This is a genomic window from Bacillus sp. SA1-12 (assembly GCF_000981385.1).
In the GTDB taxonomy this organism is placed as follows: domain Bacteria; phylum Bacillota; class Bacilli; order Bacillales; family Bacillaceae; genus Metabacillus.
This window is the reverse complement of record NZ_LATZ01000018.1, coordinates 1-14544: the sequence shown is the minus strand read 5'-3', so window position 1 is coordinate 14544 and position 14544 is coordinate 1. Positions and strand designations below refer to the sequence as shown.

Genomic DNA, 14544 nt, shown 5'->3' with positions numbered 1-14544 from the left:
ATTTTTAATATGTTTCGAGCTTTTCCTATACATCTGATAAAGAATTTGTAAATTTCGATTGAATTTCTTTTAAAAACATATCAGCTGCAGCGGAAAAAACCTGATGCTTCTTCCAAACAATATTTAAGCCAGATTCAAGTCTTGGCTCTAGCGGTCTAAAACAAAGGTTACTATCACCAGACGTATTCACTATTTTATCAATTGTTACCGCATAACCAATACCCTCATTAACCATAATGGCAGCATTATATGCAAGATTGTAGGTAGTCACGACGTTTAATTTATCAAAGTCTTCACCAAACCAATCCGCAAATTCATTTTTAGAAAATGTCTGCTTCATAGCCTGTCGTGAACAGATCAAGGGAACATTTAATAAATCCACTCCTTGAATGGTATCTTTGAAAGCAAGAGGACTGTCTTTCCTCATCACAACGCCCCAAACATCTTTGCCAGGGATATCGATATAATTGTATTTTGATAAGTCAGCTGGTTGAATTAAAATACCAAAGTCAAGCAATCCTTTGTCAAGCCGTTCAGTCACATCGTCTTCGTTTCCACTGTAGAGGTGATACCGGATATTTGGATAACGAAATTGTAATTCTTTTACTACCCGTGCAATCTGTTTCATGGCTTCTGTTTCCCCACCACCTATGTAAACATCACCACTTATTGTTTCTTCCATGGAACTAAATTCTGCCTCTAATTTATCGACCATATCAAGGATTTCTTCTGCTCTCCTTCGCAGTATCATTCCTTCATCTGTAAGAATGATACTGTGGCTACTGCGAATAAATAATTTTTTCCCTAATTCTTGTTCAAGGTCTTTTAACTGTCTTGACAAGGTTGGTTGTGTTACATGCAAAAAATCAGCAGCCGCCGTCATGCTTCCTTCTCTTGCAACTGTAAGAAAATATCGTAAAACTCTTAAATCCACATGTAACTCCTCCTTTATAATGCTTTAGTATAAATGTTTCTGATATGCATTTCAAACATATCTTGATATGAGATATAAGTAATTGGATATAAACAATAAGCAAGTTAAAATAAATAACGAAGAACGTTGAATTCTTTAGTTGATACAAGATTAAGAAAGGGTGTCATTTAATATGTCTACTATTCAAAATAAAGTTGTTGTCATTATGGGTGCATCAAGTGGAATTGGTGAAGCAACCACCAAGAAACTTGCACAAGAAGGAGCAAAGCTAGTCATTGCGGCTCGACGTGTAGATCGCTTGAAAGCACTGGTTGAATCCATACCAAATGCTGAAATTTCATATGCTGTTGCAGATGTTAGAAATAAAGAGGAAGTACAAGCTGTTGTTGATTTGGCAATCGAGAAATATGGTCGTGTCGATGTACTCTACAATAATGCTGGAGTGATGCCACTTGCTCCACTTTCAGAAACGCGCTTTGATGAATGGCGACAGATGCTAGACATCAATATTATGGGTGTTTTAAATGGGATTGCTGCAGTATTACCTATCATGAAAAAACAACAATCAGGTCACATTATTGCAACTGACTCTGTAGCTGGTCATGCTGTATGGAATGGTTCAGCTGTGTACTCTGGGACAAAATTTGCTGTTCGTGCCATTATGGAAGGGTTACGTCAAGAAGAACGGGAAACTAGCATTCGCAGCACCATTATTTCTCCAGGAGCGGTGGATACTGAGTTATATAACACTATAAATGATCCGGACACACAAGAAATGGCAAGGAAAAGTGCACGTACCGAAGGATACGGAATAAAGTCAGAGGACGTGGCAGAAGCAGTAGCTTATGCCATTAACACTCCTGAAACTGTTTCGATAAGCGAAATCTTGATTCGTCCAACCAAACAAGCTCTTTAATAGATGTCCGAGAAGAAATATTTTCCAAAAAGATAAAATCGAAGATAAAACTAGGAGGTAAAAAATATGCCTGAAAATAAGAAAGTTTGGTTTATCACAGGTGCTGGACGTGGAATGGGCGTTGAGTTTGTAAAAGCTGCTATTACTGAAGGTTATCAGGTCGTTGCCACTGGACGTAATACTGATAAATTATCCCAAGTTTTTGGAGAACACGATAATCTGTTAATTGTAAAGTTAGATGTCACTGACCCAACAGATGCTGAGATTGCAGTTAAGTCGGCTGTTGAACGATTTGGACGTATTGATGTATTAGTCAACAACGCAGGTAACTTCTATGGCGGATTCTTTGAGGAATTAACCCCACAACAGATAGAACGGCAACTAGCGACAAATCTTATTGGTCCCATGAACGTAACCCGTGCCGTATTGCCAGTGATGCGTCATGCTCGCTCTGGACACATCATTTCAATCTCTTCTCTTGCAGGATTAGTTGGATTTGAATACAATGCCGCTTATGCAGCTTCGAAGTTCGGTCTTGAAGGTTTTATGGAGTCGTTACATCAGGATGTCGCTCCATTCGGTATTAAAACGACTATTGTGGAACCAGGGTTTTTCCGTACCGAACTTCTAGAACCAGAATCAAAATTCCTTGCTGAACCATCTATTGAAGATTACGCCGAGCGTAATGCGCAATATCATGCTTTTTGGAAAGAAAAAAATGGGAAACAAGAAGGCGATCCAGTAAAACTTGCTAAGGCTCTAATTACCATCGTAAATCAGGAACAAGCACCATCCCGATGGATCGCCGGTGCAGATGCCGTTGCTGGTGCTGAACAAAAGGTGGCAGAACTACAGAAACAGATCAATGCTTATTTGGAACTTTCCACGTCCCTCGACTATTAGGATTCATAAACTGTTAGACGATGTACTATCGTAAAATAAAATACTGCCCTCAATTATTAGGGCAGTATTTTATAACTTATTAAGGTGGAAATAACATTGGATAAACCATATATTATCTGCTACAAGCTAACTTTATTGGGTGGGAATTAATTGATAAATTAAACCTGATTTTTGTTCCCATTGCAGATGGTGCATCTAATTCCGTGACGCTATTTGAAACGAGCTCTTTTCTAGCAAAACAGCATCCAGTAAATTTCTTCTTAAAAGAAAAAACTGGATGAGGGTGGGTTATGGTTGTAGTATGTAACAAAACACATGATTAATCATCTCGTAGCCCTGTAAAAAGAGTCTTAATAGGGTTATTTTTCTCTTATTTTATATAATTAACGCTTGAAAAAGAAGTTAGGAGGTACCTTTTTGACTAAACGAAATAATTTGTTAATTTTCATATTGACCGTAGGAGTTTTCGGCATCTTAAATACCGAAATGGGAGTTATTGGGTTATTGCCTTCCATTGCTGATTATTTTAACGTTAGCATATCAAAAGCAGGATTGACGGTTAGTTTATTTGCTCTAGCTATTGCGGTATCTGGACCAACGATGCCGTTATTGTTATCCGGGATCAATCGAAAGAAGGTGATGTTACTTGTATTAGGTGTTTTCGTTGTGGGAAACATCGCATCCGTATTTGTAACTAATTTTAACCTTCTATTAATCATTCGTATCGCGCTAGCTCTTTTCCATCCGGTTTATTGTTCCATGGCATTTACCGTAGCCGCTTCCTCAGTAAATCCTGAAGAAGCTCCAAAAGCTGTTTCAAAAGTATTTATAGGTGTATCTGCCGGTATGGTAGCCGGTGTCCCAATTGCAAGTTTTATAGATAGTGCTGTTTCGTATGAAATGGCGATGGCATTCTTTGCTATTGTAAATGCAGTTGTATTGGTCGCTACATTGATTTTTGTACCATCTATGCCTGTTGAAGAAAGACAATCTTATGGTGAGCAACTTGCTGTATTAAAAAAATTCATTATATGGGTTTCTATAGTAGCTGTCATTTTATTAAATGCCTCCGTATTTGGGGTATATAGTTATATTGCTGAGTATCTGGAAACTGTTACCCAAATGTCTCCGAATACCATCAGTTTAACGTTATTCGTTTTCGGTGGAGCTAATATTATTGGAAACATCGTTGCAGGGAGGGTACTAACTAAACGTCCAATTAAGTCCATCTTAACTTTTCCTTTGTTGTTGAGTGTAGTTTACATCCTTTTATTTTTCACTGGAGAGTTTGCCGTACCTATGGTAATACTCACTTTCCTGTGGGGAATATTGGCTGGAGGAATCATGGCTAATATTAATCAATATTTGATTTCATCTACAGCTCCAGAAGCTCCTGATTTTGCCAATGGTTTATTTATTTCAGCATGTAACGTAGGAACAACAGTTGGTGCAGCTGCAGGTGGATTATTCATTTCAGAAATGGGCACACCATACGTCGTATTAGTAGGAATCCTATCCGTAATCCTAAGCCTTGCTGTTATCCTGCTAAGAAACAATATGTTTAACGCTTCAAGACAAGCAGAAAAGCATAGAGAAGGATCTTTTGCTTCTAATTAAGCAGAAGCATAGATTGACATAAACAATCTAGATTTCAGCGATCAGTAAAAGATATTTTTGGGCTCTGATCCATTTTTATGAATGATAAAATAGCCATATTTAATTGGAGATCATCTCGAAATCAGCAATAAAATTTTCAGTTGAGGAGTGAAAAAATTGAATAAAGTAAAAATTGCAGGAAGGAACGTTTTTCCCATTGGCTTAGGCACTTGGAGTATGGGAGACAAAGCATATAAATTTGAACAAGAAGTAGAAGCAATAAGAGTTGGTCTTGATAATGGCGTTCAAGTTATTGATACTGCTGAAATGTATGGTGATGGAAATGCAGAGAGATTAGTTGCACATGCTATTAAGCCTTATAACCGTGAAGAATTATTTCTCATTTCAAAAGTTCTCCCTTCAAATGCATCAAAAAAGCAATTACCGATTAGTATAGAAAATAGCTTAAAAAGATTAAATACAGATTATTTAGATCTATACTTACTCCATTGGAAAGGGAATATTCCTATTGAAGAGACTATTGAAGCCTTAGAGAAAGTAAAAAGTCAGGGGAAAATTAAGTCATGGGGTGTTTCTAATTTAGATGTTGATGATATAGAAAAAATAATGCAATTACCTGATGGTATAAAATGTGCAACAAATCAAGTACGTTATAATTTGGGAGATCGAGGAATTGAATTCGATTTAGTACCTATGATGAACAAACTTGAAATGCCATTAATCGCCTATGCCCCAGTTGCTAGGGGTGATAGCTTCGGTACTAATCTAACTAAACAAAAAGTTTTAAATGAAATTGCTGATAAACATCATTCAGATAGATTTCAAGTTTTATTAGCATGGTGTATTCGAAATGGTCAAACAATTGCTATACCACAATCTAGTAATACCGCTCACGTGTTAGATAATGTGAAAGCAGCTAAGATTCAATTAACACAGCAAGATTTGGAGCAATTAGACTCAATCTATCCAAAACCTAGTATGAAACAGCCACTCGCGTTATGGTAAGAAGAGAATGTAGAAATTACAGTGTAGGCAAAATAATTACAAGAGAAAGTAAAATGCAGTAGATTCATCATCTCCGATTAGGGCCTTCGTGTCTATATTTGCTAACAAAAAAAGCTCAGCAACTTTCTTTGAATTATTGAAGAAGATAAAAAAATTGTAGTATGGAGTTTCTAGCATGATTGAGAATTCACTATATAAAAATACTCGTTTTTAAGGTGCAAAATTGGTTTTAGTTGCTCCTCTTGCGATTATTTGCAAAAACTTCACAAAACGTATTTTAGAAGAAACAAATAATGAAGGAGTAGATTTGATTTTTAACACAGTAGGATCTAAAGAAGCTACAGAGGACTTAAAACGACTGGCCTTTTCCGGGCGCTTGGCTTATATCTCTGATGCACCTGATATGTCTAATGTTAAGCCCTTTACGCTCTCACCTTCCATACATGAGGTTTCGCTTGGCGCAGCTCATACGAGTGGTTCAACTTCCGCAAAGAAAAACTTAGCATTTATGGCTAAGGTATGATTAAAAGAGTTGAAAAGGGAACTCTCGATCCGAAGATCAATGAAGTTCTTCCATTGGAAGAATTTCCTGCTGCTTTGAATAGTTTAAAAGGTCGTCAAGTACGAGGAAAAATCATCATTAGAATGCAATCATAATAAAAAGATAGGGGGATGCTCAGAGTATCCTTTTTTTTATTCTGAATCACTCCTTTTATCCTCTATTAATTCTATTGCTCACAAATAGTTGCAAGTGGTAAACGTTCCCCTAGCAAGGTAAAAGAAAGATCATTTCCCCTCATAAGTATAAGATTTCTTACGAAAGAATATAAATTGGCGACGGTGGAATGAATAATTATTTAAATTTTATGATAATTCATAAAAATGGTATTAAATAATATTTTGACATTATTTAATAGATGATAGGGCTATGCATATTTTTAAAAAGATTGATAAAGTACTTTCATATCTACTAAAGACTTCTTAAAAGTACTCGACAAAAGAAATTTAGTTTGAAAGAATATGTAGTTTGTCTTTTTGAAAATGAGATAATAAAAAGTTTGGATGTTCATGTTCAGAAGGAAGAGATTTTACAATAAGTCATAAAAAGCTAGAACAATGTAAGTGCTAAATTTATCGTTAACACGATATATCCGGATTACGTAAGAAAAAAACAATAGTGTAGATAATAAAACTTATCTTTCTGGACTGATGAGCAACTTGAAATGGGAGAGAAGATTAATGTCAGAAACCAATCGTTTTCGTCATGAACGAAAACAAGCGGAACAAACTAAACAAAAACAACATAAAGGGAAAAAGTCTCCCTTAATTAAAAAAGTTTTACTTGCTTGTCTATTGCTTGCTGTAGTTTCAGCAGGAGTTGGAGCTATTTCGTTCTCTTCAATGGTCAAAGATGCTCCTCCAATAGATGATGCAAAACTAGTTGATCCACTTTCTACTAAATTTTATGATAAAAACGGAAAGTTCCTCTATGAATACGGTAAGGAAAAGCGGACGAAAATTACTTATGATCAAGTTCCTAGAGTGTTGGAACAAGCATTTATTGCCACTGAAGACTCACATTTTTATGAACACCAAGGAATTGACATAAAACGGACTTCTAAAGCAATTTTCGAGAACTTAACTGGAGAATTCGGATCTCAGGGAGGAAGTACAATTACCCAGCAAGTAATCAAAAACTCATTTTTAACTTCCCAGAAAACAATAAAACGTAAAGTTCAAGAATGGCACTTGGCATATCAGTTGGAAAAAAAATATTCTAAGCATGAGATTTTAATGATGTATTTAAACAAGATTTATCTTGGAAATCGATCGTACGGAGTTGCAGCTGCAGCGAAGAGTTATTATGGTATTGAAGCAAAAGATTTGAAAAAATTGACACTTCCCCAGGCTGCCATGTTAGCAGGGCTGCCGCAAAGTCCAAATAATTTCGATCCGTCCAAACCAGAAAATGAAGAAGCAGCGACCAAACGCCGTAATCTTGTCTTGAGTTCCATGCATAAAAAAGGTTATATAACTGATAAAGAAATGCGACATGCGATGAAAGTCAAAGTAACTGCTGGCATTGTTCAAAATAATCAACAAGGTATGCGGTATGAAGCCTTTTTGGATGCTGCTGTGAAAGAAGTAGAAGAAAAACTAAAAGATGTAGATATCGGAACTGATGGTTTATCTATTTATACCACTTTAGATCCTAAAGCACAGGATTATGCGGACAAAATATTAAACTCAAATGATATTATTAGTTATCCAAATTCTAATTTTCAGGGAGCCTTCGTTTTCTTAAATACAAAAACTGGTGAGGTAAGGGCAATCGGAAGTGGACGAAATGACTATAAAGCAGCATTCCGGGGAAACAATTTTGCGGTTGCTATCAAACGTCAACCTGGCTCAACATTTAAACCGATTTTTGACTATGGTCCTGCCGTTGAATATTTAAAATGGTCAACCAATCACCAAATAAATGACCAGAAAACAACTTACTCAAATGGTCAACCTATTTCTAACTGGGATCATCAATATCACGGTATGTTGTCCATACGAACTGCACTTCAATGGTCGTACAATATTCCTGCTCTTCTCACATTGAGAGAAGTAGGTATGAGTAACGCAAAGAACTTCGCTGAACAACTTGATATTACTTTTGATAAAAACCAGGTATATGAATCTTACGCTATCGGAAGTAATACTGTTAATCCTTTAGAGATGGCAGGAGCCTTCAGTGCCTTTGGAAATGACGGATTATACAATAAACCTCATTTTGTCCAAAAAGTTGTCTTTCCTGATGGGAAAATAATTGGCTTTAGGTTGAAACCTAAACGTGTAATGAAAGATTACACAGCATATATGGTTACAGATATGTTAAGGACCGTTGTAGACAATGGGACAGGAAAAACAGCAAATATCCCTCAATTAGATGTTGCTGGTAAAACAGGAACAACGAATTTTGACGGAGAAACTCGTGCTCAATTTGGGTATCCCTTAAAAGCAACAAATGATAGTTGGTTTGCTGGATATACACCACAATACACAATGGCTGTTTGGACTGGTTATGCAAAAAATGGTCCGGGAAACTATATGCTTGGTGATACGACGAAAATTTCACATTTAATTTTTAAAGCGATGATGCAAAAATTTGGAACCGATACATCCAGTTTCCAGCAACCAAACAGTGTCTACAGAGTGAATAATGAACTGTACATTAAAGGTGTAGGTTCTAAAGATGTTCCACCAAAACAAAAAAGCGACAAAGTAAAAACATCTCCTGAAAATGGTGGAAATAAAAAGAAAGAAAATCAAAAACAAGAAGAAAAGAAACATAAACAAGAAGAAAAAAAATATAAGCAAGAAGAAGATAAACGTAAGAAAAAAGAAGAAAAAAATAAACATGATTAAAAGGGATTACCATTTATGTACTAATAGTACAGTTTAGCAATACAACGGTTTTATCATAATTAATGAAGATTCTTTGGTGGGGATTCCCTACCTCTTTTTTTATTTAGTCGGGAATAACAAACCAAACAACAGGAGATTGTGAAGGATACACTTAAGCTAACGGGTAGCTTTGCTTCAATAAGGAGCAAGGCAATTTTTTTATTCAACGAACGGTTGGTATTATTGCGTTTTTTCCTCCTCCCAAATTACCTTGGGTGATGAGATTTATAATTATATTTTAAGGTGTGGGATTTAGTTTGTATTCTCTTTTAAAATTTTTTGGCTTAATTTTTTCTTAAAGTAAATGATGCAATTGTTCAATTTGAGCAATCGCTTTTTCACTAACATGGCAGATTAATTAAATGGTTACTCAGTCCTTTATGTCGATTTTCAAAACCTTGACTAACTTTCGTTGGAAATGGAAAACTAACAAAAAAATAATTAAAGAGGTGTGAACTAATATGAGGAATTACGCGAAATGCCTTATCTTGTGTATAGTGGCTTTATTATCTTTTAACATGATTACAATAGCTAATGCAGAGGTTTCGAAAGTAGGAAAAATTAAGAAAGAAACGTATGCTACAACAGAGGATGTTTTATTGAATCTGATGGAACCAAAGCTAAATAAAATTATTACAGAAAAGTATGGGAAAGAAATGTCTTGGTATGTTGATAATGTTACAAAGGTAGAATTGATAGTAGATCATACAAAGAATCCTACTGACGTTTGGTATGATATGAAATTTGCTGTTAGAGTTCATAACCCAGATAAAAAAGGACATGAACCATTACTTGATATTATTGAAGTCAGAGTTGATATACCTAATTTATTAACTGAAGACAGATATAAAGAGACAGAATCAACGCTGACATTAAAGTTGATAGATTATATTCAAATTCGATAAAAAGAGGTATCAATATATTCCCTTTTTCTTTCATTAGTAAGAAATTGTATACTGACTAATAGAGTCTTATTCATCGACCGGGTGCGATACTTCAATAAGAAAAGCGATTCTTCAATAAGAAGGATCGCTTTTCTTATTAAAGTAACGTGCAGGATAGTGAAAACGATAAGTTTAATTTTATGTTATACATCACAAGAAATATCAAATAAAGAAATTGATACTTGTTATAATTTTATATAGGAGTGAGGAAAATGAATGAACAGATACAGCATATGGTTGATTGGATTGAATCTCATTTAAAAAATCAACTTTCCTTAGATGAACTATCTAATTATATGGGGTATTCCCCTTATTATTGTTCTTTTAAATTTCACCAACTAACAGGTATAAGTATTAGGCGTTATGTTCTTCTTAGAAGATTGTATTTATCTACGGAAGATTTAGCAAATAATAAGAAAATTATTGATGTTGCCTTTGATTACGATTATTCATCACAAGAAGCTTATAGCAGAGCCTTCAAAACCATTTTTGGTATCAATCCTAAAGAATATCAAATTAACAAAATGCCAGTTCAATCAGTGGTTAAACTTACTATTAATAAAGAGGGGGAATGGTGCAATTTGGATATTTCTAGAAAAATTGAAGTCAAAAATTTACAACATGAAAAGAGTGAGTTGTTTGACAAGGACGTACTACATATTTTAAATGGTCAAGTTATGTATGAGGAGTTTAAAGAAAACAGATTAATGGGAGATTCCGATTATGCTCCGTTTAATGAAGCGATGTGTGTGAATCCCACTACTGAACAAATTTTTGATGCAGAGTTTATAAACACACGAGCTTCAGGACATCAGGATTCAGTAGAAGGTTATATTGAAAAGGTAATTGTACCATTAGCTAATCTTTTTAATAAAGAGTATAAATGTATCGTTTTATGGTTTGGTGAAGATATGTTTTGTCAAATGAACCTACTTACCATACTTTCCTATCTCGAACAATCAGACTATGGGGGTAAAGTGTTTTTAAATAGTTTCAGAGAGGATGAATTTAAAGTTAATCAAACTGAACTTAAATTGGGTCATTATGATTCTGTATATACAGAAGTGTTGGTCAATCATGTTAAACCATCAAATAAACTGTTTCCACTTATGTATCAAGCGATTTGCATATATTTAGATATGCTAAAAGGAGATAATGCAGTAGTAAAGTATATTAAAAAGAACAAAGATATACCAACATCAGAATTAATCAAGAGGCTATTTGCTCTTTTCCCAACAGTAGGTTATGGAGATTTACAATATATAGAGCTTATTAATAGAACTAGATAATTTAAAGTGCCCTAACAAAGGATATAAAGATTACATCTTATATAATTTGTGAAAAAATGCACTTAAACAAACTGGGTGCGATTCTTCAATAATGGGGATCGTCTTTTCTTATTCAAGTAACGGGGCAGCATTCCTGTAATAAAGGAAAATAGAGTTTGAACAAAAAAATAACCTCTTGGTAGAATGAGAGAGTCCAAAAGCTGGCCAGCGAAAAGGACAATACTCAAATACCAGGAGGCCTAAAATGAATTATAACCAAAATAAAAAGATTGCTCAAATTACTTCTCAAACTCTAATTATAGGGGTCGACATCGCAAAGTTCAAGCATGTGGCACGTGCCCAGGACTTTAGAGGAATGGAGTTTGGATCACCTTGTTATTTTGAAAACACAAAAGAGGGATTTCAACATTTTATTAAGTGGATTTCAGATATAAAGAAAGAACAAAGCATGGATAAAGTAGTAGTTGGGATGGAACCGACAGGCAATTATTGGTTCAACTTAGCTCAAGTTTTGAAAGAAAATGAGATTAAGTTTGTAGCTGTTAATCCCTTGCACGTTAAGAAAAGCAAGGAACTCGATGATAATTCACCAACTAAAAATGATGTGAAAGATGCCAAAGTAATTGCCCAGCTTGTCAAGGACGGAAGATACGCCGAACCTACAATACCACAAGGAGTTTATGCCGAACTCCGGGTGGCTAAGAAAATACGCGATCTTTTAACGGATGACCTCCAGACGGTACAAGGCCAGGTTCATAACTGGATTGACCGGTACTTCCAGAATTTCTTACAGTCTTTAAAAAGTGGGAAGGCAAGGCGGCATTACAATTCTTAAAACTATATGCTTTACCGCATGAAATAATAAAATACTCTGAACATGAACTGCTTATCCACCTAAGAAGAGCAGTAACTCGAAGTGTGGGACTAAATAAGATTAGAGAGTTAAAACAAGCAGCCGGTAAGTCCATCGGACTTCGACAAGGGTCTGATATGGCTAAACTAGAGCTGAAAACGTTACTTGATAAATATGAATTAATCCAGATTAAATTCGAAGAATTAGATGCCAAAATAGATATTTTACTTGATGATATACCAGGTGTACCACAAATGTTGGCCATTAAAGGTGTTGGAAGGGATACGGTTGCCGGTTTCTTTGCGGAAGTAGGTGATCTAAATGATTATACTCATCCCCGGCAAATTATTAAGCTGGCTGGCTTAAGTTTAAAAGAAAATACATCAGGTAAGCACAAAGGAAAAACGACAATTACAAAGAGGAGCCGGAAGAAATTAAGGGCTCTGTTGTTTAGAGTTTGTATGATTCTAGTCGCAAAAAATTCAGCTTTTAAAGCATTACATGCTTACTATACTCAACGTTCTGATAATCCATTAAAGAAAATGCAATCTATTATCGCTTTATGTAATAAACTGATCCGTATTTTCTTCAGCATAAGTAAAAAGCAATTTGAATTTAAGGAAGAAAAGATGTTAAAGGATATTCCTCACTTTTCAGTAGAAAAGAAGGTAGAAATGGCCGCTTGATTTTGTTTTAGATTAGATTCAATAGTAGCTGCAGTTTTAAAGATTTGGGTACATTTGAAGCGCGGATTAGTCGGCGCAACTAAATTACGGGCATAGGACCCTGTGGGGCAGCATGGCTGACATCCACCTCATGGAAAGGTTGGACGAAGGAATTTGAGAGCGAAGACTCTGTGAGGCATGGGAGGGTAGACCTCCATGAGAAATGTGGAGATCCACCAGTGCGATCATATTTTAACTCATTCACCAATTTCTGTAAGTAATTGGTTGGTGGGCTATAAGTCTTTTTTCTCAACGGGTCCAGATTTATCCTTTTCAGTAATATACACCCAACTATTGAGCAATTACCGTAAGGTAAACTACTATGAAAATCTAAGAAAAATGGAGAAATCGGGAGTTTTTCCTTTCTTTATTGAGGGAGGATAGTTCAATAAGAAAAGTGAATATTACCATATAAAAAAATGTAATTATAAGATGAGGAGATAAAATGAAAAATAAAGAGGTTGAAGCTTTTTATTTGTAGACTTTGCAATATTGCAACTTAATAGAGCATTGGAATAAGGAAAACTTTAAATTAAATAATCTTCTTTCTTCCCTTTTGGATTTGTATTCAAAAGCGTTGTATCTTCCAGATGTTGAACCAAAAGATGATGAAATTTCCAATTTAGATATATCTGTTCCTCAGATTAATTTCGGCCAATATAACCATTATTGGGAAGTTTTTAACCCTTACCAATTAGAAGAACCAGTCGGTGCTAGCTTAACTGATGACATCTTGGATATTTACGAAGACGTGAAAAGAGGCATCCACTTATATGAAAAAGATGAGTACACAGGGGCTGTCTCAGAATGGAAAATAAATTTTGAAATACATTGGGGCAGTCACGCAGTTAATGCAATACGTGTTTTACATTCAGCTATTTTTAGATGATTCTTTTTCAGCTAACGGATGCAGTATAATTGAAGAAGAGGATTCTTTATTAGAGGGTGATGGTGTGAAGATTTGCACTTAAACTCCCTCAGTTTGATTCAATTTACTCTTAAATACTCGCTTATTCGCAGGATTTCAAATCCACATGTAAGAACAATGACGGATATATGGAATGAGTATTAGAAACAAGGCTACATGAAGGCATGCGGGAATAGAGGAGTGAATCATAACTCCATTTATTTCCATATACTGCACGTATACTCCACGCCGTCCCTGGAGGCTTTCCCTCCCATGTCTCAACGGGTCTTTTGCCCTCTCATTCCTTCGTCATGCCTATCCAAGGGGTGGAGGCCGGTATTGCTAAAGGTATGGGTCTGTGCCCTTGTGTTTAAGTATTCCAGTACTCCGTGCTTTCTTTGAGATCCTACGAATAAGCCAACATTCAATAAAGCAACTTTTTCTATTTCATATGTTCAGTTATAAGGTAATTAACTTATGCTGCTAAAGGTACCAAAGGGTGAACTTTTTCTGCACAATAGGGTTCATTACGTCGGGCAATTCCTACTATCATTCTTGCAAATTTACCAATCAGTTTCATAATAGATTTCATTTTTTTCATCTTTTTCACTTTGACATTGTGGGCATGAATTTCTCTGAACTCAGGATTGTTCATCACAAGACACATTGTTGCTAGGTATAAGAATCGCCTTAGACGAGACCTTCCTCTCTTAGAAATGACAATTTGTCCTTTCCATTTACCAGAGCTTGCCTCGACTAAATGTAAACCCGCGTGTCGTAATAGAGAATTGCCATGTGCGAACTGACTTAGATCACCAGTTTCACCTAAAATGCCACCTAACATTACGATTGTTAATCCTTTTATACTAAGTAGTTTTTCTGTAAAAGTAATACTTCCAAGAGCTTCAGATACTTCTTTATCTACTATTTCCAATTGGCTTGTGGCGAGGTCGAATTCTTCAAGTAATTGTTTTAGGTGTAATTTATATGCATCATGT

At 35.4% G+C, this 14544-nt stretch carries 12 protein-coding genes and 1 pseudogene; 11 read left to right on the top strand and 2 right to left on the bottom strand.

What is annotated here, in order from left to right:
- Window positions 1-25: 25 nt before the first annotated feature.
- Window positions 26-934, bottom strand: coding sequence for a LysR family transcriptional regulator (locus WQ54_RS12110; protein WP_046516865.1), 909 nt, complete (start codon window positions 932-934; stop codon window positions 26-28).
- Window positions 935-1106: 172 nt separating this feature from the next.
- Here WQ54_RS12110 and WQ54_RS12105 point away from each other — a divergent pair, with 172 nt between their 5' ends.
- The 11 genes and pseudogenes from WQ54_RS12105 to WQ54_RS31900 all read left to right on the top strand — a co-directional run bounded on the left by WQ54_RS12105 (window position 1107) and on the right by WQ54_RS31900 (window position 13528).
- Window positions 1107-1850: an SDR family oxidoreductase gene (locus WQ54_RS12105; RefSeq protein WP_046516862.1), complete on the top strand. Its 744-nt coding sequence runs from the start codon at window positions 1107-1109 to the stop codon at window positions 1848-1850.
- A 66-nt stretch (window positions 1851-1916) separates the two neighbouring features.
- Entirely contained in the window at window positions 1917-2753 is an 837-nt protein-coding gene (locus WQ54_RS12100; protein ID WP_046516859.1) for an SDR family NAD(P)-dependent oxidoreductase, read from the top strand.
- Between the two features lie 417 nt (window positions 2754-3170).
- Window positions 3171-4370 carry an MFS transporter gene (locus tag WQ54_RS12095; RefSeq protein ID WP_046516856.1) on the top strand — a complete coding sequence of 400 codons (1200 nt, stop codon included), beginning with the start codon at window positions 3171-3173 and terminating at the stop codon, window positions 4368-4370.
- Window positions 4371-4526: 156 nt separating this feature from the next.
- Window positions 4527-5375, top strand: a complete 849-nt coding sequence (locus tag WQ54_RS12090; RefSeq protein ID WP_084822008.1) for an aldo/keto reductase — start codon at window positions 4527-4529, stop codon at window positions 5373-5375.
- 223 nt (window positions 5376-5598) lie between these two features.
- Window positions 5599-5898 carry a hypothetical protein gene (locus WQ54_RS12085; protein WP_052737765.1) on the top strand — a complete coding sequence of 100 codons (300 nt, stop codon included), beginning with the start codon at window positions 5599-5601 and terminating at the stop codon, window positions 5896-5898.
- Complete coding sequence (locus WQ54_RS35445; RefSeq protein ID WP_331435108.1) at window positions 5895-6032, top strand: zinc-binding dehydrogenase; 138 nt, start codon at window positions 5895-5897, stop codon at window positions 6030-6032. The genes WQ54_RS12085 and WQ54_RS35445 overlap by 4 nt, the downstream gene beginning before the upstream one ends.
- Window positions 6033-6614: 582 nt before the next feature.
- Complete coding sequence (locus WQ54_RS12080; RefSeq protein WP_046516854.1) at window positions 6615-8789, top strand: transglycosylase domain-containing protein; 2175 nt, start codon at window positions 6615-6617, stop codon at window positions 8787-8789.
- 500 nt (window positions 8790-9289) lie between these two features.
- Complete coding sequence (locus WQ54_RS12075; protein WP_046516851.1) at window positions 9290-9733, top strand: DUF3888 domain-containing protein; 444 nt, start codon at window positions 9290-9292, stop codon at window positions 9731-9733.
- A gap of 251 nt (window positions 9734-9984) precedes the next feature.
- Window positions 9985-11061: an AraC family transcriptional regulator gene (locus WQ54_RS12070; RefSeq protein WP_046516848.1), complete on the top strand. Its 1077-nt coding sequence runs from the start codon at window positions 9985-9987 to the stop codon at window positions 11059-11061.
- 244 nt (window positions 11062-11305) lie between these two features.
- Window positions 11306-12600, top strand: a pseudogene (locus WQ54_RS12065) (IS110 family transposase).
- Window positions 12601-13123: 523 nt separating this feature from the next.
- A complete protein-coding gene (locus WQ54_RS31900; RefSeq protein ID WP_052737764.1) occupies window positions 13124-13528 on the top strand; it encodes a DUF5063 domain-containing protein in 405 nt (134 codons plus the stop codon).
- A gap of 493 nt (window positions 13529-14021) precedes the next feature.
- Here the strand turns inward: WQ54_RS31900 and WQ54_RS12055 are convergent.
- On the bottom strand, window positions 14022-14544 hold a 523-nt coding region (locus tag WQ54_RS12055), incomplete at its 5' end, for an IS110 family transposase (protein WP_046516846.1).